We start from the raw sequence: 24962 nt of genomic DNA on the forward strand, positions 1-24962 counted from the left end.
GTAAAAGAGTCCGTGGCAATTTATAACCATGAACGGCCACACCTGGCCCTGAAATACAAAACGCCCGATGATGTTCATCAGGCGTTTTACAGACAAAAAACTGTCAACCTATATCAGGACTAGTCACTTATTCTCTTTTTGCCGGATGGCGGCGAAACGCCTTATCCGGCCTACAGACGCTATGCATTACGTAGACCGGATAAGCGCAGCGCCATCAGGCGCGCCAGGCTTTATAACGGTTAATCAGACCGTTGGTAGAGCTATCATGGGACGAAATAGCTTTATCATCGCCCAGCTCCGGCAGAATACGGTTAGCCAACTGTTTACCCAACTCAACGCCCCACTGGTCGAAAGTAAAGATGTTCAGGATGGCGCCCTGCGTAAAGATTTTATGCTCATACAGCGCAATCAGCGCGCCCAGGCTGAATGGCGTAATTTCGCGCAGCAGGATAGAGTTGGTCGGGCGGTTGCCTTCAAACACTTTGAATGGCACAACGTGTTCAAGCTGCGCCGGATCTTTACCCTGATCGCGATATTCCTGCTCAACCACCTCGCGGGATTTACCAAACGCCAGCGCTTCGGTCTGCGCGAAGAAGTTAGACAGCAGCTTCTGATGATGATCGGATAGCGGGTTATGGGTGATAGCCGGGGCGATAAAATCACACGGCACCATTTTAGTACCCTGGTGAATCAATTGATAAAACGCGTGCTGACCGTTGGTGCCTGGTTCGCCCCAGATAATTGGGCCTGTCTGGTAATCCACGGCGTTGCCGTTACGGTCAACGTATTTACCGTTGGATTCCATATTACCCTGCTGGAAGTAGGCGGCGAAACGGTGCATATACTGGTCGTACGGCAGAATGGCTTCGGTTTCCGCGCCGAAGAAATTGTTGTACCAGATGCCAATCAACGCCAGCAGAATGGGTAGGTTTTTCTCCGCCGGAGTGGTGGAGAAATGCTTGTCCATCGCGTGCGCGCCGGAAAGCAGCTCGACAAAGTTGTCGAAACCGACGGACAGGATAATGGACAGTCCGATGGCAGACCACAGCGAGTAACGACCGCCGACCCAGTCCCAGAACTCGAACATATTGGCCGTGTCGATACCAAATTCGCCGACCGCTTTGGCGTTAGTGGAGAGCGCAGCAAAGTGTTTCGCCACGTGTTTTTCATCGCCTGCACTTTTCAGGAACCAGTCGCGCGCGCTGTGGGCGTTGGTCATGGTTTCCTGCGTGGTGAAGGTTTTCGACGCCACCAGGAACAGCGTGGTTTCCGGGTTCACTTTTTTCAGCACTTCAGCGATGTGGGTACCATCAACGTTAGAGACGAAGTGCATAGTCAGATGATTTTTATACGGACGCAGCGCTTCCGTCACCATGAACGGGCCGAGGTCGGAACCGCCGATACCGATGTTCACCACGTCGGTGATGGCCTTACCGGTGTAGCCTTTCCACTGACCGGAGATAATCGCTTGCGAGAAAGTTTTCATTTTCTCAAGCACGGCGTTCACTTCCGGCATCACATCTTTGCCGTCCACGATGATCGGCGTATTGCTACGGTTACGCAGCGCCACGTGCAGCACGGCGCGGTCTTCGGTGCGGTTGATCTTCTCGCCGGAGAACATGGATTTAATCGCGCCGGCCAGATCGGTCTCTTTCGCCAGATCCTGTAATTTTGCCAGCGTCTCTTCGGTGATGCGGTTTTTGGAGAAGTCCACCAGCATCAGATCGTCAAACGTCGCGGAAAATTTAGCGAAACGGTCGCTATCGTTCGCGAAAAGCTCAGCGATCGTAACGTCTTTCATTTCATCGTAGTGTTTCTGGAGCGCCTGCCAGGCAGAAGTCTGCGTTGGATTGATGTTTTTCATTAGCAATACTCTTCTGATTTGAGAATTGTGACTGGGATCGATTGTAACGCCAGTCACAGAAAAGTGTGATTGTTTTAGTGCCGTTGCCCCAGGCACTGTCGAATGAGGATAAAAAGTATATACCCTAAATAATTCGAGGTGCAGAAAGGCAGCAAGTGGGTGAGTCGCCGGGCGCATAGATAAGCCAACATACTACAAACGGGTATCGGGGTTATAAGCGCTGTTACTGAGCCTAAACTCAGCATAAAAAATCCGCATAATCCCAACGTTGACAGTCCAGGCCACAACTTTTATTTATAAATACGTTACTTGCATTTGCGCCTGCACCGGTTTCTGTTCTGCCCTTGTGCCATGGTCGCGTTTTTCATTTCCTGACACGAGGTTGATATGACAGAGATCGTTGTTTCCAAATTTGGCGGTACCAGCGTCGCTGATTTTGACGCCATGAACCGTAGCGCGGATATCGTACTTTCCGACGCCAATGTTCGTTTAGTCGTGCTTTCCGCGTCTGCCGGCATCACTAATCTGCTGGTGGCGCTGGCCGAAGGGATGGAGCCCGGCGAACGTTTCGCTACGCTCGACGCCATCCGTAAAATCCAGTTCGATATCCTTGATCGTCTGCGTCATCCCAATGTCATTCGCGAAGAGATTGAACGCCTGCTGGAAAACATCACTATTCTGGCGGAGGCGGCATCGCTGGCGACATCGGCAGCCCTGACCGATGAACTGGTCAGCCACGGCGAGCTGATGTCTACCCTGCTATTTGTTGAGATCCTGCGTGAACGCGACGTACAGGCCCACTGGTTCGACGTGCGCAAAGTGATGCGTACCAGCGATCGCTTTGGTCGTGCGGAACCGGACGTCGCAGCGCTTGCGGAACTGGCCGCGCAGCAGTTGCTCCCGCGCCTGAACGAAACTTTGGTCATTACTCAAGGCTTTATCGGCAGTGAAAGCAAAGGCCGCACCACGACGTTAGGCCGCGGCGGCAGCGACTATACGGCAGCGTTGCTGGCTGAAGCGCTCCACGCCGCGCGGGTTGATATCTGGACAGATGTGCCCGGTATTTACACCACCGACCCGCGCGTGGTGCCCGTCGCGCAGCGAATTGATGAAATCGACTTTGAAGAAGCGGCGGAGATGGCAACCTTCGGCGCAAAAGTACTGCATCCAGCCACCTTGCTCCCGGCCGTGCGTAGCGATATCCCGGTCTTCGTTGGATCCAGTAAAGATCCGCAAGCGGGCGGTACGCTGGTGTGCAATAAAACCCAAAACCCGCCGCTGTTCCGCGCGCTGGCGCTGCGCCGCAATCAAACGCTATTGACGCTGCACAGCCTGAATATGCTGCACTCACGAGGTTTCCTGGCAGAGGTGTTCGGCATTCTGGCGCGGCATAATATTTCGGTAGATCTGATTACCACTTCGGAGGTGAGCGTCGCGCTGACGCTGGATACTACCGGCTCCACCTCCACGGGCGATACGTTACTGACCCAATCCTTATTGATGGAGCTTTCCGCGCTGTGTCGGGTCGAAGTTGAAGAAGGACTGGCGCTGGTCGCGCTGATTGGCAACAACCTGTCAAAAGCCTGCGGTGTTGGTAAAGAAGTGTTTGGCGTCCTGGAACCGTTCAACATTCGCATGATTTGTTACGGCGCCTCCAGCCACAATCTGTGCTTCCTCGTGCCGGGAGACGATGCCGAGAAAGTGGTGCAAAAGCTACATCAGAACTTATTTGAATAATCGCCCTGACACGGCAGCGGGTGAGCGCTATCAGGCAATACGCTGCCGGATGGCGACGCAAGCACGTCATCCGGCGGTTCCCGCGCCAGGCGCTGCCGGCGGAATACTGCTCAGGAATCCGCAACACCCTACTCGTCCCATCAACATGGGCAGCTTTCCCCTATTTATGCCCTCCTCATTTTGAACTTCGTCACAAAACCACACAAAACAACACAAAGCAAAAACATAAATTAATCATTATATTTTAATGCGTTACCTTTAAAAATTGAGATCGTTTGGTATAAGGCCACTTTTTCATTGTTGCTTTATTTTGTTTTAGTTGGAATTATGATTGCACTACAACACAGATAACCCCCTTACCCTATTTGAGGCCGCTATGAAAAAAATTGCGATTATTGGAAGCAGTGGAGGCAACCTCTACAACCTGGGTGGCGCCGAGCCAGAGAAGTTACTCCAGGAGATTTATCAGCAGTGTGAGGCTGCGGGCGTGAATGTGGCCGCCGTACAGTTTATCGCGGCAGAAGCCTCGATGGACGTCGCCAAACCGGATACCCCGGCATCGGTTTATGCATTAACCACAGAAAACCAACAAAAACCACAGCGCATATTTCAGGGCAAACTTTCGGAGGTAAACACCTCGGTAGTAGAAAGCGATCGCCAAATCGCTGAGATGATCCGCTGCGGTGAGATCGATGGGATCGTGGTAATGAGCGCCGATCCGGTAAAGGCGAACCAGGCCGTTTTTGCCGCCGCCGTTGAGATGAAAACACCGATTGTCGGCACCGGGGGAACCTCCATGGCGCTGGTGGCGGCAAAGGGGGCGAATGTGGTCGCGACCTCCGGAACAACCGGCACCACCAGCCGTACCCGCGCCGTCTCCTTCGTGGCGTCACTGTGTAAACATTGGGGTATCAAGTACAAACCACAGTTGGGTAGCGCTTCGCCCTCGCAGAGCGGTTCCGGAAAAAGCCTGCTCAAACGTTTTAACATTCGTAGCATCATGATCCCTGCGCTACCAGGCTTTATCGCCATGGCGATTGTACTCGCCCTGAGCCACATACCAGGACTGGAAAAACTTAACGATATCTTTGAAATCTTACTAAAAGGTCTGCCGGTGTTAGTCGCGGTACTGGCGGCAAAACAGATTTCCGAACTGGATGAAGTTTCAATTGTGGCCGGGGTCGTCGCTGGCGTGCTTTCCGTAGAGGGCGGTCTTATCGGCGGCATTATCGGCGGTGTAATGGCGGGGATTTTCGTCCGTTGGCTGTTCGAGCTGTGCCTGAACTGGCGCTTCCCAATGACTACCGTCAACATCGTCGCCGGTGGGATATCGGGCCTTGCCGCTGGGTTAATCATGCACTATCTGCTGAGTCCGCTGGCGCTATCTGCGGGTAATTACATCAAACTGGCTATCGAAAGCACGCTGGCATTCAGCCCAATTCTTGCCGGGCTGCTGGCTGGTCTGGTTATCTGGCCTGCCATTCTCGGCGGCGTCTATCACGCGGTGATCCTGCCGTTGGTGCTGCTGGAGATGGAAAAATCCGGCGTCAGCTTCCTCGGCGCGGTCGATATGGTCGGTCTGGTGATGGTGGCCGCAGGTATTAACCTTGCCAATGTGATCGCCCCGCGTGAAAAAAGCGAAGCTGCCGTTGCTACGCCGGGCCTGCTCATTAACCTGGGCTTTGGCACCTTTGTTGAATCCGCCTATCCCTTCATGTTCGCCAACAAAATTGTTTTTGGCTCCGCCATTTTTTGGGCCGGAATGGGCGGCATGATGCTGGGCTTTTTTAACGTCAAAGGGGTGGCCTATGTTCCGGCTTTCGCCTCACCGTTCTTATCCAGCAATGCGCTCCAGATGGCCATCGTAATGATTGCCACAATGGCGATGACCTGCCTTACCACCATTATTGCTAACCGTTTCAAACCTGTCGTACAGAGCGAATCAACAACGACAGCCGTTAATTAATGCACCAACACCAGAGGTACACCATGTTTAAAGGCGATATGAATAAAAAACGCGCCAAAGCGTTACAGAAAGTGAAAGAAGCCATCACACTTCACGGCGGGCAAACCATCCTCAGCACAGGAATAACCGGCGACGATGCGCGCCTGGCGAAAGCCGTGTGTGAGGCTGGCGTTAAGCTACTGGAGCCGAACCACCCTGCGTTGGCGCTGGCGCGTGGACACAAAGGCGTGAGCAACATGCACGCGGCGGAGCAGATTCGTCACGAAATCACCAATAGCCAGATGGCTGAGGCCGTACACGGTGTGCGTAATGTGGTCCCGGACGATATTTTTATCACCGTTGGTATCGCCGGCGGTTTTACCGAAACCTTACCGGTGCCGCTCAGCGAAACGGAAATTCTGGAGATTGCCCGCGCTGGGGCCGACGGTTTACATACGCATAAATCCGACTGGGACGATCTGCAGGACATCGTTAATCTCGCCCATCAGTATGGTCTGACTGTCGATGCCTACATTGGCCATCCTGACGATCTGCATACTTTCGGTATTCCTGCACGCACGCCGGAAGAGGTCGCCAGCGTGGCGAAGCGAATGCAGGATATCGGCGTGGATATGATTGGTCTGATGACAGGCATGAGCTATGAAGGCGTAGCGGCAGGCGATATCCCGCAGATGATTAAAGATCGCCTGCGGGCGTTGGTCGGCGCGGTGGATGTTCCGACGCTGGCGGAAGGCGGGATTAACCTCGCCAACGCGAAAGCGTTTAAAGATACCGGGGTCAATATTCTGGTGGTCGGTACTGCTATCGACAACATGGTGTGCAACGCCGCCAAAGAAGCCGTTACGCCGTTTATTGTTCATTGATATCAGGGAACGAGAGATGTTGTTGATCACCGATCTGGATGGAACATTACTCACCTCGCAGAAAACAATCAGCCCGCGCACGCGTCAGGCGCTGATTGCGTTCCGCCAGGACGGTGGTCTGCTGGCGGCATGTTCCGCCAGACCGGTCTCCTCAATGGTACGCCTGCTACGCCAGCAACAGGTTGATACGTTGTTTAGCTGGTGCGCCGGTTTTAACTGCGGACGCCTGCTGGAGATGGCGGGGCCGCGCATTATTCATGCTGCCCCGCTGACCGCCACAGATCTATGGAATATTGACCAACATATTTCTCTTTCCCGCTATCACCACCACTTTTTTAGCGCCGAAGCAATTCACCATCGTGACGATAGACTAATTGCACCCTGGACAACATATGAAGCCCGCTTATTTGAGTTACCGCTTATAACTGAAACTGCAGAAAATATCTTTAATCGTCGCAATATATATAAAATTACACTTGTTGCCGCATCTTCGGAGATAGATACTCTGTGTACAGAAGTGAATAATCACCTGCCTTGTGGATATTATGCGGTTGTCACGGGAGAAAATTATATTGATATTCAAAGATCCGATGTAAATAAAGGGTGCATAATAGAACAATTAATTCATTATTTAAATATATCTTCTGACAAGGTGGTCGCGATTGGCGATCAGCAGAATGATGTCAGCATGTTTGCCGCCGCCGGAATCAGCATCGCAATGGGCAACGCGCCGGATGCAGTAAAGCGGCAGGCCGGCTATGTGACTGCCACGAATGATGAGGAGGGTATCGTCCATGCATTGGAGTGGTTGCGTTGCCTGACGCATCCAGTTACCATGCGCCAAAGGTTGACGGCGGCGAAAGATAATGAATCCAATTAAAAGACGAAAACATATTCTTGATGAATTAAACAAATTCGGTGAAGTCACCGTTATTAAATTATCGGAAATGCTCAACGTCACCTCGGAAACCATTCGTCGCGATCTCTCCTTACTGGAGTCTGAAGGCAAAATCACTAAGATTCATGGGGGCGCAGTCAAAAAGCAAGTTGTCCAGGAGGATGCGTTTAGCGCAAGAATAGAGGCGCATCGCGAAGAGAAAATAGCGATTGGCAAACTTGCCGCCGAAATGGTCAGTGAACGGGATACATTGTTTATTGATTCCTGTACAACTAACCTTATTCTGGCCGAGCAATTACCGCCTCTCGCTTTTTCCGTGATTACCAATTCAGCCCTGATTGCCGATAAAATTAAAGAGCATAACCTGCAGGCCCGCGTGTATGTATTAGGCGGCGAATATGATTACCATTTTCGCGCCAACCTCGGCGTCTCGGTTTGTCAGCAGATTAACGCGATTCACGCGGATATCTGTTTTATTGGCGCTGGCGGCATTTCTCCCCAGCATGGCGTGTTGGTGAAGAGCTTTGAAGAAGCCTACGTTGCCAAAGCCATGATTGCGATGAGCAAAAAATCAGTGATTCTTGCCGACCATACCAAATTTGGTCAGGACGGTGTGATGTGCATCGCAAGCGTAAAAGAAATCGATAACATCATCACGGATAAAGGATTTACGTCAACGGGTTATACGCCACAGGATTTCGCCGGAAAGCTGCGGATTGCTGACTGAGCGCTATCCGCCCGTTGCGTATTGCCGTAGACTAAGAGCCTATCCCACCAGGCGTTATTGGCGCAGCCAGTTTGGACACGGACAGCGCGCAAAAACCGGAGCGTACACGTAGTACGTGAGGATTTTGAGCACTGCCCAGGTCTAAAATGGCAAGTAAAATAGCCCTAATGGGATAGGCTCTAAATGCATCGGCTAACTGAGGGCACCCGTATGGCACTCCCCCGCATTACTCAAAAAGAGATGACCGAGCGCGAACAGCGCGAACTGAAAACGTTGCTGGACCGCGCCCGTATTGCGCACGGGCGTCCACTGACCAATTCTGAGACCAACAGCGTAAAAAAGGAGTACATCGATAAGCTGATGGCGCTGCGTGAGGCTGAAGCGAAAAAAGCCCGCCAGTTGAAGAAAAAGCAGGCGTATAAACCCGATACGGAAGCGTCATTCTCCTGGTCGGCGAATACGCCGACGCGCGGCAGACGTTAACGTCCTTTCTTCTTTCGTCCCGGCGAGGTAAAGCGCTTACCGCTTGATGTCGGGCGCGCTTTCTCATTGCTTTTTTCGATCGCAACGACCGGTCGCTTAATACCCGTGGTCTTCGGCTTCGCTTTGGCCTTTGGTTTGGCTTCGGAAGAGGAACGCTCAATCAATTTAAACAGATCGATCAGCTCATCGTCCGTCAGATCGCGCCACTCGCCCAGCGGAATCCCGCTCAGGCTGACGTTCATAATGCGCGTACGCTCCAGTTTCGTCACTTCATAACCAAAGTATTCACACATACGGCGGATCTGACGGTTTAATCCCTGCACCAGGGTGATGCGAAAGACAAACGGCGCCTCTTTTTTCACCTTACATTTTTTGGTGACGGTACCCAGAATCGGCACGCCAGCGCCCATACCGCGAATAAACTCGTCGGTAATCGGTTTATCCACCGTCACCAGATACTCTTTTTCGTGATCGTTACCGGCACGTAGAATCTTATTGACCAGATCGCCGTGGTTAGTCAGAAATATCAGCCCCTGCGAGTCTTTATCCAGACGACCAATCGGGAAGATACGTTTGCTGTGGTTCACAAAATCGACAATATTGTCGCGTTCGCCGTCTTCAGTGGTACTCACAATGCCAACCGGTTTATTCAGCGCAATCAGCACTAAATCATCCGCTTCTCGCGGCTCAATCAACCGACCATTTACTTTAACAACATCCCCGGCGACCACCTGATCGCCAATGGCGGCGCGTTTGCCGTTGATAAAAACATTGCCCTGTTCGATAAAACGGTCCGCCTCGCGACGCGAACAGATGCCGCTTTCACTGATATATTTATTAAGCCGGGTAGATGTGTCAGTCAGCATATTTACTCTCTGAGAAATTTTTCTACATAAACGTCGGGAATGTGACTTACCACATCAAATCGTCAGGAACTTTAAAATCGGCATACGGATCATCTTCGTCCTGCTCTTCCTGACTCAGCGCACTGTTTACGACAATACTGTCCGCATCTCGTTGTGCGATTTTATCGGCGACGCTCGCGGGAATAATCGCATATTCACATTCACCGCTGTTATTGATAACCAGACGCGCAATCGCGAGACGCCCATTAATCAGTTGCGTCTGGGTGAGCTTATCCACGTCTATTTTTTTGATGACGTTATTATCGGTGAAGTTAAAACCAATATCGCCTTTAGAGACATTGATTCTATTCATTTCAATAAGTTGCTTAACCTGAGCTTTAAACTCTTTCGCTAAAACCGCTTGTTTTTGCTGTTCACTAAGTTGTTTATCACGCTCAAGTTGCGCCTTTTTATTTTCTTCCACCGCTTCTCTGGCCTCACGAGCCTGAACGCGTGATTTTTTAGCCGTGCGTTGGACTTTGGCCATTTTTTTGCTGGTCACTAATCCCGCTTGTAGCAGTTGCTCTTGTAAGGTCAGTTTTGCCATTTTCGTCTCTAAACGTGTTAAATAATTTTGCGGATTATACCTGTAATTTTTCAGGCGATACCAGATGGCAGATCTGGCCTGTCGTCACTTTTAGCGACCGCGCTTTGCCTGTAACACGCGTAACATCATGAGCCATATCAGTAAGACATTAAATGGATAATGGTAGCATTATTACGTTTTGACATTTCCTGATGAGGTGGAGAAGTAATGGAACTGCTTTTATTAAGTAACTCGACGCTGCCGGGTAAAGCCTGGCTGGAACACGCTCTGCCGCTGATAGCGAATCAATTGAACGGTCGACGTTCAGCCGTGTTTATTCCGTTTGCCGGCGTCACGCAAACATGGGACGAGTACACGGATAAAACCGCAGAGGTGCTTGCGCCATTAGGGATAAACGTCACAGGGATTCATCGTGTCGCCGATCCGCTTACGGCGATTGAGAAAGCGGAAATCATTATTGTCGGCGGCGGAAATACCTTCCAGCTACTGAAAGAATCGCGTGAACGCGGGCTGCTGGCGCCGATGGCGGACAGGGTAAAACGCGGCGCACTGTATATCGGCTGGAGCGCGGGCGCTAACCTTGCCTGCCCGACTATCCGCACGACCAACGATATGCCGATCGTCGATCCAAACGGTTTCGACGCGCTGGATCTGTTCCCGCTGCAAATTAATCCTCACTTCACTAACGCCTTGCCGGAAGGTCATAAGGGCGAGACCCGCGAGCAGCGTATTCGCGAACTGCTGGTGGTCGCGCCGGAACTGACAGTGATTGGTTTGCCGGAAGGTAACTGGATTCAGGTGAGCAACGGCCAGGCGGTTCTCGGCGGCCCGAATACTACCTGGGTGTTTAAAGCGGGCGAAGAGGCCGTGGCGCTGGAAGCGGGTCATCGCTTTTAATCCCTGTCCACATTGAATGCCGAATGGCGGGCCTACGCGCATGTTCTCCGTAGGCCCCGCCATCCGGCATTTCACTTAATACTCGCCGCGTTCCTCGTCCTGATCCGGCTGTTCCAGTACGCTATAGGCGACCGAACAGAACAGTGAGTTAAGACGCTTCATGTCGCCCAGCAGCCCTAAATGGAGCGAGCTGGTTTCAATGCTTTGCACGTTCTGCTGGTGCAGGCGGTCGACATGCGCATGTGAGTATCGGCGATTAAGTATACGGAAGCGATGTTTACTGCGGCGCAACCGACGGGCGCTGGTGACATCACCGGAGAAAAAGACCGACATCGCCAGTTGCAGATTACTGAGCAGTTGATCGTAAAGCGCATCCAGCTCTTTCAATCCTTCTTCTGAAAATGCCCGACGCGCCGCCAGCGACTTGTCGGCAATCTCGCTGCCCATTCGCTCGATAATATCCGACGCCTGTTCGAGATTCAGGGCCATCTCAATAATCTCCGCCCACCGGCGGGACTCCTCCGCTGCCAGCTCGTCTTTCGGCATTCGCGCCAGATAAAGCTTAATCGCGGTGTAGAGCACGTTAACGTCATCCGCCAGCTTGCGCAGCGCTTTCTCTTCACGCGGCTCGCCGTGCATGACCTTTTTTAGCCCTTCCATCATCTGTTCCATCGCATCGCCAATGCGCAGCACCTCGCGGGCAGCATTAGCCAGCGCCAGCGTTGGCGTATCCAGCGCGCTGACATCCAGATGTTTCGGCTTCAGATGGGTATCCAGTTCAGGCTCATCACGAATAATTCGTTTACAAAAACGCGCCATCAGCTCGGCAAATGGCACCATCGCCAGGCAGCGCACCAGGTTATAGAAAACGTGGAAATAGATCACCAGCTCTGATTTCGGTAGCGATAGCTCATCCATCAGATTCGCCAGCGGATGGACAAACGGCAGGATGACCAGGCTGCCGATCAATTTGAACAATAGGCTGCCGAGCGCTACGCGACGCGCGGCAGCATTGGCGGCGCTGTTATTGAGCATCGCCAGCAGCCCCGATCCCAGATTGGCGCCGATGACCAGGCACAACGCTACCGGGAACGATATAATCCCCGCCGCCGTCAGGGTCGCCGTCAGCAACACCGCCGCCAGGCTGGAATAACTGATAATAGCGAACATCGCGCCAATCAGCGCATCCAGCATAATGTCGCCCGTCAGCGACGCGAAAATGACCTGCACGCCATTAGCCTGAGTGATCGGCGTCACTGCCTGCACAATCAGCTCCAGCGCCAGTAGAATCAGGCCAAGCCCGATACCGACGCGACCCAGCTGCCCGGCGCGGGACTGCTTACGTCCCAAAAAGAAAATCACGCCAATAAAAATCAGCAGCGGCGATAGCCACGACAAATCAAAGGTGAGAATACGCGCCATTAGCGCAGTACCCACATCAGCGCCCAGCACAATCACCAGAGCTGGCGTCAGGGCGACAAGATCCTGGGCGACAAACGACGTTACCAATAAAGTGGTGGCGTTACTGCTTTGTACCAGCGCGGTAACACCGATACCCGCACAAAAGGCGAGCGGTTTCTTTTCCACGCTGCGGCTGAGGACAGTGCGTAGACGCGCGCCAAACACGCGCATTACGCCAGTACGAACGATATGTGTTCCCCATACCAACAGCGCAACGGCAGAAAGTAGATGGAGCAAAGTTAACACGGCGTCAGGTTCTCCTTATCGTTATACGTTTTCCTGAAGCTCACTTGCGATAAATTGCCTGATGGCGCACAGCGTTAAGGCCTGCTGGCGTTGCACGCCACCGGGCTTACCATACGTAATACGGTATGCTGGATAAGGCGTTTACGCCGTCATCCGGCAAATTCAGCGTAGAGCCTTCCTTCAGTATAAGGGTTTAATTGTAAGAAAGAGACAAGGCACCCAATGAGCGCCTTGTATGTTGTAAGGAAAAGTGACGATTTTATGAATCAGTCCGCATCGTAACCCAGGTTCGGCGCCAGCCACCGCTCAACGTCCTCAACGCTCATTCCTTTACGGAAAGCATAATCTGTCACCTGATCGCGTTGAATCTGCGCTACCGCGAAGTATTTGCTCTCAGGATGGCTGAAGTACCAGCCGGAGACCGACGCGCCAGGCCACATGGCGAAAGATTCGGTGAGCTTCATCCCGGTGTGTTTTTCGACATCCAGTAGCTGCCAGATAGTGCCTTTTTCGGTATGTTCCGGGCAGGCAGGATAACCCGGCGCCGGGCGAATCCCCTGGTAGTTTTCGCGGATTAATTCGTCGTTACTCAGGCTCTCGTTCGGCGCATATCCCCAGTAAACCTTACGTACACGCTCATGCAGGTACTCGGCAAACGCTTCCGCCAGACGGTCGGCAATCGCTTTCACCATGATCTTGTTATAGTCGTCGTGTTGCGCTTCGTAAGCATCAGCCAGGGCGTCTTCTTCAAGACCGCCGGTGACGGCAAACGCGCCGATGTAGTCCGCTTTTCCGGACAATTTCGGCGCGACAAAATCCGCCAGACAGTAGTTGGCAAAACCGACTTTCTCAGTCTGCTGGCGCAGGTGGTGGCTGACCGTCAGAACATGAGTACGGGTTTCGTCGCGATAGATTTCGATGTCGTCACCCACACGGTTCGCCGGGAACAAGCCCACCACGCCACGCGGATTCAACAGTTTCTCCGCGCTCAGTTTATCCAGCATGTCGTTGGCGTCTTTAAACAGGCGCTGCGCCTCAACGCCCACCACTTCATCTTCCAGAATACGCGGGTATTTGCCGGCCAGCGACCAGGTCATAAAGAACGGCGTCCAGTCGATGTAGTTGCGCAGCGTTTCGATGCTGGCTTCTACCTCCTGCACGCCCAGACGGTGGGCTACTGGCGGGGTGTAGCGTTCCCAATCGAATGCCAGATCGTTATCGCGCGCCGCTTCCAGCGTGACCGGCGGCGTGCGCGGTTTTTTGCGGGCGTGCTGAATACGCACGGTTTCGTACTCTTTGCGGGTACGGGCGACAAAGTCATCGCGCTGGGTGTCGGAGAGTAGCGCCGCCACCACGCCCACGGTACGCGAAGCATTCTGCACGTAGACCGTCGGACCGCTGTAGTTCTGCTCGATTTTCACCGCGGTGTGCGCTTTCGAAGTGGTTGCGCCGCCGATCAGTAGCGGGATAGTAAAGCCCTGACGTTCCATCTCTTTCGCCACGTTGACCATCTCGTCCAGCGACGGGGTGATAAGCCCGGAAAGACCGATCAGATCGGCATTCACTTCACGCGCCGTTCTGAGGATTTTCTCCGCTGGCACCATCACGCCAAGATCGACGATTTCGTAGTTGTTGCATTGCAGCACCACGCCAACAATGTTCTTGCCAATGTCGTGCACATCGCCCTTCACGGTGGCGATGACCATCTTGCCGTTGCTGGAGCCTTTTTCTTTGCTGGCTTCAATAAACGGCTCCAGGTAAGCCACCGCTTGTTTCATCACACGAGCGGATTTCACCACCTGCGGCAGGAACATTTTCCCTTCGCCGAACAGGTCGCCGACCACGTTCATGCCGTCCATCAGCGGCCCTTCGATCACCTCAATCGGGCGGGAGGCCTGCTGGCGGGCTTCTTCGGTATCCTGTTCGATAAATTCGGTAATGCCTTTCACCAGCGAGTATTCGAGACGCTTTTTCACGTCCCAGCTACGCCATTCCGCCTGCTGGGCGTTGGCAGCTTCGTCGGTTTTGCTGCCGCGGTATTTCTCCGCCAAATCCAGCAAACGCTCAGTGCCGTCATCGCGACGGTTAAGAATGACATCTTCAACCGCATCGCGCAGTTCGGCAGGCAGGTCGTCATAAATCGCCAATTGCCCGGCGTTGACGATGCCCATGTCCATGCCGTTGCGGATGGCGTAGTAGAGGAATACCGCGTGGATAGCCTCACGTACCGGGTCGTTGCCGCGGAACGAGAAGGACACGTTAGACACGCCGCCGGAGATCAGCGCATGCGGCAGCTCGCGTTTAATATCTTCGCAAGCGCCGATAAAGTCCTGCGCATAGTTGTTGTGCTCTTCAATACCGGTCGCCACGGCGAAGATATTCGGGTCGAAGATGATGTCTTCCGGCGGGAAGCCCACCTCTTCGGTGAGAATTTTGTACGCCCGGCGGCAAATCTCGATTTTACGCTCGCGGGTATCGGCCTGCCCCTGCTCATCAAAGGCCATCACCACCACTGCCGCGCCGTAGCGACGTAGCAACTTCGCATGATGAATAAAAGCTTCCACGCCCTCTTTCATCGAAATAGAGTTGACGATGCCTTTACCCTGAATGCACTTCAGCCCTTTTTCGATAACCTCCCATTTGGAGGAGTCGATCATGATTGGTACACGGGCAATATCCGGCTCACCGGCAATCAGGCTGAGGAAACGCACCATCGCCGCTTCGGCGTCGAGCATCCCCTCATCCATGTTGATATCAATAATCTGCGCGCCGCTTTCGACCTGCTGACGGGCGACATCCAGCGCTTCGCTGTATTTCTCTTCTTTGATCAGCCGTTTAAATTTGGCCGAGCCGGTGACGTTAGTACGTTCGCCGACGTTGACAAACAGGCTGTCGTCGCCAATGTTCAGCGGCTCCAGGCCGGAAAGGCGGCAGGCAACCGGGATATCCGGCAGTTGGCGCGGCGGCAAACCGGCAACGGCGCGGCTCATCGCCGCAATATGCTCCGGCGTGGTGCCGCAGCAGCCGCCAACGATATTCAGGAAGCCCGCCTCCGCCCATTCGCGAATCTGTTTCGCCATGGTGTCGGCGTCGAGGTCGTACTCGCCGAAAGCGTTCGGCAGGCCGGCGTTCGGGTGCGCGGTGACGTAGCATTCGGCAATCCGCGACAGTTCCTGGACGTACTGGCGCAGTTCATCTGGCCCCAGCGCGCAGTTAAGGCCAAAAGTGAGCGCCTCGGCGTGGCGCAGCGAGTTATAAAAGGCTTCGGTAGTCTGGCCGGAGAGGGTGCGACCAGAGGCGTCGGTGATGGTGCCGGAAATCATGATCGGCAGATCAACGCCCAGCGCTTCAAACTCTTCTTTCACCGCAAACACCGCCGCTTTCGCATTCAGGGTGTCAAAGACGGTCTCAATCAGAATCAGATCTACGCCACCTTCCACCAGCGCTTTGGTGGATTCACGGTAGGCCGCCACCAGCTGATCGAAGGTGATATTACGAAACGCCGGGTCGTTGACGTCCGGCGAAATGGAGGCCGTGCGGTTAGTTGGACCAAGCACGCCCGCAACAAAGCGTGGTTTTTCTGGTGTTCGCGCCGTCCATTCATCGGCGCAGGCGCGCGCCAGTTTGGCCGCCGCATAGTTAATTGCCGCCGACAGGGATTCCATCCGGTAATCCGCCATCGCAATGGTTGTCGAGTTAAAGGTGTTGGTTTCGATGATATCCGCGCCCGCCTCAAAGTAGGCGTTGTGGATAGCGGCGATCACCTCCGGCTTGCTGAGTACCAGCAGGTCATTGTTGCCTTTCAGGTCGCAGGGCCAGTCGGCAAAGCGCTCCCCGCGGAAATCTTCTTCATGTAGACGATAGCTCTGGATCATGGTGCCCATACCGCCGTCCAGCACCAGAATACGTTCATTTAACTGCGCACGCAGTTGTTCAACTTTGCTGCTCACACTCGCTCCCGACAACGCTCCACGTAACGAGCCATACTGGCACAAAGCGTGCTGGCGGAAAAGAGAACAACGGGCAACATGAGACATGTTCAGCTTACCACCCACTTCTGTCGCTTTGTCGGATGGCGGCGCAAGCGCCTTATCCAGCCTACAAATTACTTTGGCGGCTCCCAAAGCGTAGGCCTGATAAGCGAAGCGCCATCGGGCATCCTGTGATGTCACTCATCCGATCAGTTCAGGAACTCTTGCATTATAATTGAATAAAACGAAAATGATTTCCACGATACAGAAAAAGGAGTCTGCCATGGTTGCCCCTGTTCCCGCGAAACGCGGGAGAAAACCTGCCGCTACCACTGCACCCGTAACCGGGCAGGTTCAGTCTTTAACTCGCGGTCTGAAGCTGCTGGAGTGGATTGCCGAGTCCAACGGCAGCGTCGCGCTGACCGAACTGGCGCAACAGGCGGGTTTGCCTAATTCCACGACTCACCGTCTACTCACCACCATGCAGCAGCAGGGTTTTGTCCGCCAGGTTGGTGAGCTGGGCCACTGGGCCGTAGGCGCACACGCGTTTATCGTCGGTAGCAGCTTCTTACAGAGCCGTAATCTGCTGGCGATTGTCCATCCGATTTTGCGCAAGTTGATGGAGGACTCCGGCGAAACGGTAAACCTTGCCGTACTCGACCAGAGCGACCATCAGGCCATTATTATCGACCAGGTGCAGTGCACACAATTGATGCGCATGTCCGCCCCTATTGGCGGCAAGCTGCCCATGCACGCCTCTGGCGCGGGCAAGGCGTTTTTATCACAGCTCAGTGAGGAACAGGTTACCAGTCTGCTGCACCGCAAGGGGTTGCACGCTTATACCCATGCGACGCTGGTGTCGCCGCTGCATCTGAAAGATGACCTCGCCCAAACACGCAAGCGCGGCTATTCCTTTGACGACGAAGAACATGCGCTCGGTCTGCGCTGCGTGGCCTCGTGTATTTATGACGAACATCGCGAACCGTTTGCGGCCCTCTCTATTTCCGGCCCCTGCTCACGCATTACTGACGATCGCGTCACCGAACTTGGCGCCATGGTGATTAAAGCGGCGAAAGAGGTGACGCTGGCCTATGGTGGAACTCGCTGAAATGAGCAGCCTGAAATTATACTGGCAGGAGAAGTACCCACAGGCCTTCTGTTGGTCTTTCGGTGATTCGCCGGCGCTGGCCGACGAGCTGGCGGCGCTAGTGATCGCCGGTAAAAAGCGTGGCACCTGTAGCTCGCTGGTTAGCTATCAGAAAGAGCAGCCCCCTGTCACGCCCGGGTCATATCACATTGTGCTCAACGGCACAGGCGACGCCGTGTGCGTCATACGCACGCTGGCGCTCAGGCTGATCCGTTTTAACGAGATGAGCGCCGATCTCGCCGCACTGGAAGGCGAAGGCGATCTTAGCCTGGCGTACTGGCAAGCGGCACACCGGGCCTTTTTTGAGCGCGAGGGTAATTGGTCGCCGGAGATGGAACTGGTTTACGAAGAGTTCGCCGTACTTGAGATCGCGCCGTAACGCACGCTAAAGCGCTGGCGACGACGATAGGCATACACATCTTCTACATGCCCTTCTTTAATACGCGTCTGTAGCGCGCGCCAGTAATCGGCGCGAAACAGGTCGGCATGCATCTCTTCAAACAATGGCCCGATACGCGGATCGGCACACAGCCAGTGGCGAAACTCCTCCGGGAAAACATCACCCGGCGAGACGCTATACCAGGGTTCGCTGGCCAGTTCGTCTTCCGGATAACGCGCTGGCGGAATATCGCGGAAATTCACTTCCGTCATGTAGCAAATTTCATCGTAGTCATAGAACACCACGCGACCATGACGGGTAACGCCAAAGTTTTTAAACAACATATCGCCGGGGAAAATATTAGCGGCGGCAAGCTGGCGAATCGCATTACCATATTCTTCTATCGCATCGCGCAACTGCTGACCTTCTACCTGTTCCAGCCAGATATTGAGCGGCACCATGCGACGTTCAATATAGAGATGGCGAATGACGATATGTTCCCCAAGATCGGTAATCTTCTCTGGCGCTTCTTGTCGTAACAGCGCCATCAGCGCCGGATCGATTTGCCGTTTATCCAGTACGAAATTCTCAAACTCCTGGGTATCCGCCATACGACCGACGCGATCATGCTCTTTTACCAGTTGATAACAGGCACGCACATGGGCGGCAGACATCTCTTTCTGCGGGGCGAATTTGTCTTTAATGATTTTAAATACGCGGTCGAAACCTGGCAGGGTAAACACCAGCATCACCATGCCGCGGATACCAGGCGCCTCAATGAATTTCTCATCACTTTCAGCCAGATAACACAAATATTCGCGGTAGCTTTCGGTTTTCGCATGTTTCTGGCAGCCAATCGCCATATACAGTTCGGCAGTGGTTTTACCCGGCAGGATTTCACGCAACCACTCAACCAGCGCGGCAGGCAGCGGCGCATACACCATAAAATAAGAGCGGGCAAAACCAAACACAATGCTCGCTTCTGCCGTGGTGGTCAGGCAGGTATCGATAAACAGTTCACCCTCATCAGTGCGATGAATCGGCAACAAAAACGGCAGCGTACCGTCAGGTGTGGTTAATTTACCTACCAGCCAGGCCGCTTTATTACGGTAAAACAACTCATTCGCCACCTGGACATGGCAGCGAGGTAGCGCGTCCTCGCCCAGTGTTTCAGTCAGGTGCGCGATAATATAGCGGATATCCCGGCTTTTATTCTGCCAGGGCAAACGCAGCGGTAAGTCACTGAGTATGCGCATCAACAGAGTCTCCCAACCGTGATCGGGAAAGAAGTCTTTGGCCAGCGGGCGCGGGATAGTACGAAAGCGGCGCTCCGGTTGCGAACTGAAAATAAACAACCGCTCGGGTGTTAACGAGCGGTGGTCAAATAACCGACAATAAACGGAGTTGAAAAAGCTCTCCGCAATCTCGAAGCGCGGGTAATCCGGTAACAGCCGGGTGTAATGCTCTTTAACGCGTAAAAGGAAATCCGCGTCGGTACTTTTGCCATCGGTAATACAGCGCAGTTGCTCCACCACCAAGCCCACATGATGATCATAGAGGTGGATACGGCTTTTCATCGCCTGTTGAACGGCGTGCCAGTCGGCCTGTTCAAAACGCTGCTGCGCGCCGGAAGTCACTTCCAGAAATCGACCATACTGCGCGTCAAAGCCTTGCAGGATGGTTTGAGCAATCAGTAATTCCAGGCCACGCGGCATTTTTTTCCCTCATCCGGCACCACGTCATGCCGGATGGCGCGTTCGCTTATCCGGCCTACGCTATCTGTAGGCCCGGTAAGCGCAGCGCCACCGGGCATCAATCAAAACTGCGATTCTTCGGTAGAACCCGTTAATGCGGTAACGGATGACGCGCCGCCCTGAATAATGGTGGTGACTTTGTCGAAGTAACCTGTGCCCACTTCCTGCTGGTGGGAAACAAAGGTGTAGCCATCTTTCGCCGCGGCGAACTCGGGTTGTTGAACCTTCTCAACATAGTGTTTCATGCCCTCGCCCTGAGCGTATGCATGCGCCAGGTCGAACATGTTGAACCACATGCTGTGGATGCCCGCCAGGGTAATAAACTGGTATTTGTAACCCATGTCCGACAACTGCTGCTGGAAGCTGGCAATGGTCTTGTCGTCCAGATTCTTCTGCCAGTTGAAGGATGGCGAACAGTTATAGGCCAGCAGTTTGCCCGGATACTTCGCGTGGATAGCATCGGCAAAACGACGCGCCAGTTCGAGATCCGGCGTAGAGGTTTCGCACCACACCAGATCGGCATACGGGGCATACGCCAGACCGCGGCTGATCGCCTGCTCAATGCCCGCATGGGTGCGGTAAAAACCTTCGCTGGTGCGTTCGCCGGTAATAAAACCGCTGTCATAGGGATCGCAGTCGGAGGTGATCAGATCTGCCGCATCCGCATCGGTACGCGCAATCACCAGCGTCGGGACGCCCATCACATCAGCGGCCAGACGCGCAGCAATCAGTTTCTGAATCGCCTCCTGCGTGGGGACCAGCACCTTGCCGCCCATATGGCCGCATTTCTTCACCGACGCCAGCTGATCTTCGAAGTGAACGGCCGCTGCACCGGCTTCAATCATCGATTTCATCAGTTCGAAGGCATTCAGAACGCCGCCAAAACCGGCTTCCGCATCAGCAACGATCGGCAGAAAGTAATCCACATAGCGCGGATCGTTGGGTTCAATACCGGATGCCCACTGGATCTGATCTGCACGACGGAAAGTGTTGTTGATCCGATCCACTACCGCCGGAACAGAGTTTGCCGGGTACAACGATTGATCCGGATACATGCTGGATGCAAGGTTGGCATCTGCCGCCACCTGCCAGCCTGAAAGATAAATCGCCTCAATACCGGCTTTCGCCTGCTGCAACGCCTGACCGCCAGTCAGCGCGCCAAGGCTGTTGATATAGCCTTTTTTCGCTTCACCGTGCAACAGCCGCCACATTTTCGCGGCACCGAGCTGCGCCAGCGTACACTCTGGGTTAACCGAGCCGCGTAATTTCACCACCTCCTCCGCGCTGTACGGGCGGGTGATACCTTCCCAGCGCGGTTGTGTCCACTCTTTCTGTAATTCTTCGATTTGTTGAGTACGGGTTTTCATGTGCAGATGCTCCATATTGTTATGTGGTGAATTAAGCCAGTAAGCGATAGCCCGGCAGGGTGAGGAAGTCGATTAAGTCATCTGAGGTGGTGATTTGCTCCATCAGACGTGCGGCATCGTCGAAGCGCCCGCTGCTGTAGCGGTGCTCGCCCAGTTCGTCCTGGATTACCCGCATCTCTTCCGCCAACATTTCGCGGAAAAGCGCTTTCGTTACGGGTTTTCCATTGCTCAGCGTTTTCTCATGGTGAATCCACTGCCAGATAGAGGTTCGTGAGATTTCCGCCGTCGCGGCATCCTCCATCAGACCATAAATCGGTACACAGCCATTGCCGGAGATCCACGCTTCAATATACTGTACTGCCACGCGAATATTGGCGCGCATTCCCGCTTCTGTGCGTTCGCCTTCACATGGCTCCAGTAACTGCTCGGCGGTAATCGGCGCATCTTCATCACGGGTAATGAACAGCTGATTTTTGTGCTCGCCCAGTACCTCGTTAAAGACGGCCATTGCGGTATCCGCCAACCCGGGATGCGCAATCCACGTGCCGTCGTGGCCGTTGTTCGCTTCCAGCGCTTTATCCGCTTTCACTTTGGCAAGGACCTGATTGTTGCGTTCAACATCTTTGCTCGGGATAAACGCCGCCATACCGCCCATCGCGAACGCACCGCGCTTGTGGCAGGTTTTGATCAGCAGGCGCGAGTAGGCGCTCAGAAACGGTTTGTCCATCGTTACCACCTGCCTGTCCGGCAGGACGCGATCTGGGTGATTTTTCAACGTTTTGATATAGCTGAAAATATAATCCCAGCGACCACAGTTGAGACCGACGATATGATCACGCAGCGCATGAAGAATCTCATCCATCTGGAAAACAGCCGGCAGCGTTTCAATCAACAGGGTCGCTTTGATCGTACCGCGCGGCAGGTTAAAGCGGTCTTCGGCGTAGCTGAAGACTTCGCTCCACCAGGCTGCTTCCTGCCAGGCTTGCGTTTTCGGCAGGTAAAAATACGGGCCGCTACCTTTAGCGAGCAGCGCTTTATAGTTGTGGAAAAAGTACAGAGCAAAATCAAACAGGCTGCCGGGAATGGCTTCCCCCCGCCAGGTAACATGTTTTTCTGGCAGATGTAGACCACGTACACGACAAATCAATACGGCCGGATCGGGCTTGAGCTGATAGATTTTTCCGGCTTCGTTGGTATAGCTAATGGTGCCGTTCACCGCATCACGCAGGTTGATTTGACCATCAATAACTTTATTCCAGTCCGGCGCCAGCGAGTCTTCAAAATCCGCCATAAACACTTTCACATTTGCGTTCAGGGCATTAATCACCATTTTACGTTCAACCGGCCCGGTAATTTCTACTCGGCGATCCTGTAAATCCGCCGGAATACCACGAATCTGCCAATTACTTTCTCTAATGGAAGTGGTTTCCGAAATAAAATCAGGCAACTTACCGTTATCAATATCCTGCTGTTGCTGGATACGTGCAGCCAGGAGTTTATTGCGTTTTGGGGTAAAACGGGTGACTAACTCCGTCAAAAACTCGACTGCCTCAGCGGTCAGGACTTGCTTTTCCAGCTCGCCTTGCGGCCTGGTAAAGGTTAATTCATCAGTTGTGGTTGCCTGTGGATTCATCATGCAGCTCCTCGTTGTTGATCCAGATACATCCCCAATGCGAACGAAGGATCACTGTGCGCTTTTCGTTCAACACAACTAAGACTACTCAATTAAATTTCAAAATCAAAAACAATTTCCATTTTTAATTTAATTATACATTAACCTATTGATAACAATATAAATTAAATTTAATTACATGATGAGGTGCGTTTCGGAAATAAAAAAGGCACCCGAAGGTGCCTGATTCAACATGCTGAAACGCTTTAGGATCGTCAGAAGCAGAAGATTAATCCAGGGTTGGATTCATGTGACGCAGATCATATGGCGTAATCTGGTAGACATAATAGTTGAGCCAGTTAGTAAACAGTAAATTACCGTGGCTACGCCAGGTTGCGCGCGGTATGTTTTGCGGATCGTTTTTTGGGAAATAGTTGTACGGAACCTCCGGATTTAACCCGGCCTCAACGTCACGAAAATATTCACCCGCTAACGTATGAGCGTCATATTCAGGATGACCGGTGACAAACGCAATACGTTTATCTTTGCTGGCAAACAGGTACGCATCCCCCTCTTCTGTTTCGGCCAGAATTTCAAGATCCGTATAATCCCGTATTAGCGCCGCCGGGAAATCGGCATAGCGTGAGTGTGGCGCCAGAAACGAATCATCAAAACCACGCGTCAACAGAGCATGAGGATGAAGGATGTGATGTTCATAGACGCCGGAAAGTTTATCTGTACGGGTCTGCTTAGGGATACCATAAAGAATATTGAGTGCAGCCTGGACGGCCCAACAGACAAATAGCGTCGAAGTAACGTGATCTTTCGCCCATTCCAGCACCTGCCTAATCTGCGGCCAGTAAGCCACGTCATTAAATTCCACCAGACCCAGCGGCGCTCCGGTCACGATAAGCCCATCAAAGTTCTGATCGCAGATATCGTCGAAGTTACAGTAAAAGTTGTTCAGGTGCTCAGCTGGCGTGTTCCTCGACTCGCGGGCATCTATCCGCAGTAGTTGAATATCGACCTGCAATGGCGAGTTCGATAGCAAGCGCAGAAACTGATTTTCCGTTTCAATCTTCTTCGGCATCAGGTTAAGGATAAGTACCTTTAGCGGGCGAATTTCCTGACCTGATGCGCGAGAAGTCGTCATGACGAAGACATTCTCCTCACGTAAAAAATTGACGGCGGGTAGCTCGTCCAGCACGCGAATCGGCATAACCTGATAACCTCACGACATACGTTTAAACGTTTAGACATCCAGATAGCTGAAGATACTCAGAAATCAGGCGAATGTCGAGTCTGCAAGTTCAAGGTGAGAAAGTTTCACGACAGCATTTGCATTAGAATAGAAGTAAGCAAAAAAGGAGTGAAGATGATGATTAACATTCGCCGTTCAAGGCATGAGGAAGGGGAAAAACTGATTGCGATCTGGCGTCGCTCAGTCGATGCCACGCACGATTTTCTGTCAAACGCTTATCGGGCCGAACTGGAAGAGCTGGTGAGCGATTTTCTGCCAGAAGCGCCACTATGGGTTGCCGTGACCGATCAGGATGAGCCGGTAGGATTTATGCTGCTTACCGGCGAACATATGGATGCGCTGTTTGTCGATCCGGACGTGCGTGGTCAGGGTATCGGTAAGAGATTAGTTGAACATGCGTTAACACTGGCGCCGGGGTTGACAACCAATGTTAACGAGCAAAATACACAAGCTGTTGGATTTTATAAGAAAATGGGATTTAAGGTGACGGGACGTTCGGAGGTTGACGATCTTGGGAAACCGTATCCATTGTTGAATTTAATTTATCCGTGAGTAGTGGTGCTGCCTGATAAGTGCATACAGGCCGGATAAGGCGAAACTGGCATCCGGCGGTGCCGGTTGCCTGATGGCGCTGCGCTTATCAGGCCTACATTTTTACAGTTACCACACACGCAAAGAAGCCCGTCCAGACGGACGGGCTTCTTCACTTGTCTGATGCCTGGCAGTTTATGGCGGGCGTCCTGCCCGCCCCCCTCCGGGCCGTTGCTGCGCAACGTTCAAATCCGCTCCCGGCGGATTTGTCCTCCTCAGGAGAGTGCTCACCGACAGACTACAGATAAAACAAAAGGCCCTGTCTTCCGACAGGGCCCTTCGTTTT

Annotated in this window: 20 protein-coding genes; 10 read left to right on the top strand and 10 right to left on the bottom strand. The window is 53.2% G+C overall.

Translation table 11 applies throughout. From position 1 onward, the window contains the following. Positions 1-214 precede the first annotated feature (214 nt). A complete protein-coding gene (gene pgi / locus J4614_RS21675; protein ID WP_000790032.1) occupies positions 215-1864 on the bottom strand; it encodes a glucose-6-phosphate isomerase in 1650 nt (549 codons plus the stop codon). Between the two features lie 387 nt (positions 1865-2251). Here pgi and lysC point away from each other — a divergent pair, with 387 nt between their 5' ends. The 6 genes from lysC (at position 2252) to J4614_RS21705 (ending at position 8538) form a co-directional block, all read left to right on the top strand. Further along, positions 2252-3601, top strand: coding sequence for a lysine-sensitive aspartokinase 3 (lysC, locus tag J4614_RS21680; protein ID WP_000136392.1), 1350 nt, complete (start codon positions 2252-2254; stop codon positions 3599-3601). A 376-nt stretch (positions 3602-3977) separates the two neighbouring features. After that, positions 3978-5567, top strand: coding sequence for a PTS sugar transporter (locus J4614_RS21685; protein WP_000716847.1), 1590 nt, complete (start codon positions 3978-3980; stop codon positions 5565-5567). A gap of 23 nt (positions 5568-5590) precedes the next feature. Then, the gene (locus tag J4614_RS21690) at positions 5591-6430 is read left to right on the top strand and encodes a hypothetical protein (protein ID WP_000472332.1); all 840 of its coding nucleotides are present in this window, start codon (positions 5591-5593) and stop codon (positions 6428-6430) included. A 16-nt stretch (positions 6431-6446) separates the two neighbouring features. Continuing rightward, positions 6447-7310 carry a Cof-type HAD-IIB family hydrolase gene (locus J4614_RS21695; RefSeq protein ID WP_000924644.1) on the top strand — a complete coding sequence of 288 codons (864 nt, stop codon included), beginning with the start codon at positions 6447-6449 and terminating at the stop codon, positions 7308-7310. Further along, positions 7297-8055 (top strand): DeoR/GlpR family DNA-binding transcription regulator, encoded by a 759-nt coding sequence (locus J4614_RS21700; RefSeq protein WP_001068171.1) that lies wholly within the window; start codon positions 7297-7299, stop codon positions 8053-8055. Before J4614_RS21695 ends, J4614_RS21700 begins: the two co-directional genes overlap by 14 nt. Before the next feature lie 210 nt (positions 8056-8265). Next, a complete protein-coding gene (locus tag J4614_RS21705) occupies positions 8266-8538 on the top strand; it encodes a DUF3811 domain-containing protein (protein ID WP_001207628.1) in 273 nt (90 codons plus the stop codon). On the opposite strand, the gene rluF is transcribed toward J4614_RS21705, so the two are convergent. Genes rluF through J4614_RS21720 form a run of 3 tightly spaced genes read right to left on the bottom strand, consistent with a single transcriptional unit; the run spans position 8535 to position 10126 of the window. Then, positions 8535-9404 (bottom strand): 23S rRNA pseudouridine(2604) synthase RluF, encoded by an 870-nt coding sequence (gene rluF / locus J4614_RS21710; RefSeq protein ID WP_000954619.1) that lies wholly within the window; start codon positions 9402-9404, stop codon positions 8535-8537. The two genes, J4614_RS21705 and rluF, sit on opposite strands and share 4 nt — an antisense overlap. Before the next feature lie 46 nt (positions 9405-9450). After that, positions 9451-9990, bottom strand: coding sequence for a DUF2058 domain-containing protein (locus tag J4614_RS21715; RefSeq protein ID WP_001096724.1), 540 nt, complete (start codon positions 9988-9990; stop codon positions 9451-9453). A gap of 34 nt (positions 9991-10024) precedes the next feature. Next, positions 10025-10126: a hypothetical protein gene (locus tag J4614_RS21720; protein WP_001541281.1), complete on the bottom strand. Its 102-nt coding sequence runs from the start codon at positions 10124-10126 to the stop codon at positions 10025-10027. Between the two features lie 71 nt (positions 10127-10197). On the opposite strand from J4614_RS21720, the gene pepE reads away from it, so the two are divergent. Next, positions 10198-10887 carry a dipeptidase PepE gene (gene pepE, locus J4614_RS21725; protein ID WP_000421789.1) on the top strand — a complete coding sequence of 230 codons (690 nt, stop codon included), beginning with the start codon at positions 10198-10200 and terminating at the stop codon, positions 10885-10887. Positions 10888-10962: 75 nt separating this feature from the next. On the opposite strand, the gene J4614_RS21730 is transcribed toward pepE, so the two are convergent. Further along, complete coding sequence (locus J4614_RS21730; RefSeq protein ID WP_000956811.1) at positions 10963-12594, bottom strand: Na/Pi cotransporter family protein; 1632 nt, start codon at positions 12592-12594, stop codon at positions 10963-10965. Between the two features lie 266 nt (positions 12595-12860). After that, positions 12861-16544, bottom strand: coding sequence for a methionine synthase (gene metH / locus J4614_RS21735; protein ID WP_001527379.1), 3684 nt, complete (start codon positions 16542-16544; stop codon positions 12861-12863). Between the two features lie 304 nt (positions 16545-16848). On the opposite strand from metH, the gene iclR reads away from it, so the two are divergent. Further along, positions 16849-17673 (top strand): glyoxylate bypass operon transcriptional repressor IclR, encoded by an 825-nt coding sequence (gene iclR, locus J4614_RS21740; RefSeq protein ID WP_000226434.1) that lies wholly within the window; start codon positions 16849-16851, stop codon positions 17671-17673. Positions 17674-17683: 10 nt separating this feature from the next. Further along, on the top strand, positions 17684-18091 hold the full coding sequence (locus tag J4614_RS21745; RefSeq protein ID WP_077905990.1) for an ASCH domain-containing protein: 408 nt from the start codon (positions 17684-17686) through the stop codon (positions 18089-18091). Here the strand turns inward: J4614_RS21745 and aceK are convergent. The 4 genes from aceK to metA form a co-directional block, all read right to left on the bottom strand. Next, a complete protein-coding gene (aceK, locus tag J4614_RS21750; RefSeq protein WP_001137274.1) occupies positions 18055-19806 on the bottom strand; it encodes a bifunctional isocitrate dehydrogenase kinase/phosphatase in 1752 nt (583 codons plus the stop codon). The genes J4614_RS21745 and aceK overlap by 37 nt on opposite strands. 101 nt (positions 19807-19907) lie before the next feature. Beyond that, a complete protein-coding gene (gene aceA / locus J4614_RS21755; protein ID WP_000857878.1) occupies positions 19908-21212 on the bottom strand; it encodes an isocitrate lyase in 1305 nt (434 codons plus the stop codon). Positions 21213-21243: 31 nt separating this feature from the next. Further along, entirely contained in the window at positions 21244-22845 is a 1602-nt protein-coding gene (aceB, locus tag J4614_RS21760; RefSeq protein ID WP_001069371.1) for a malate synthase A, read from the bottom strand. A gap of 268 nt (positions 22846-23113) precedes the next feature. Beyond that, on the bottom strand, positions 23114-24043 hold the full coding sequence (gene metA / locus J4614_RS21765; protein ID WP_001122767.1) for a homoserine O-succinyltransferase: 930 nt from the start codon (positions 24041-24043) through the stop codon (positions 23114-23116). A gap of 156 nt (positions 24044-24199) precedes the next feature. Between metA and J4614_RS21770 the strand changes: the two genes are divergently transcribed. Then, positions 24200-24637: an acetyltransferase gene (locus J4614_RS21770; protein ID WP_000973248.1), complete on the top strand. Its 438-nt coding sequence runs from the start codon at positions 24200-24202 to the stop codon at positions 24635-24637. The last annotated feature ends 325 nt before the right edge of the window (positions 24638-24962 follow it).

Origin of the sequence: Salmonella sp. 32031103-2018-00083-FB-01-SM-01, assembly GCF_017571995.1 — a bacterium.
Lineage (GTDB): Bacteria > Pseudomonadota > Gammaproteobacteria > Enterobacterales > Enterobacteriaceae > Salmonella > Salmonella enterica.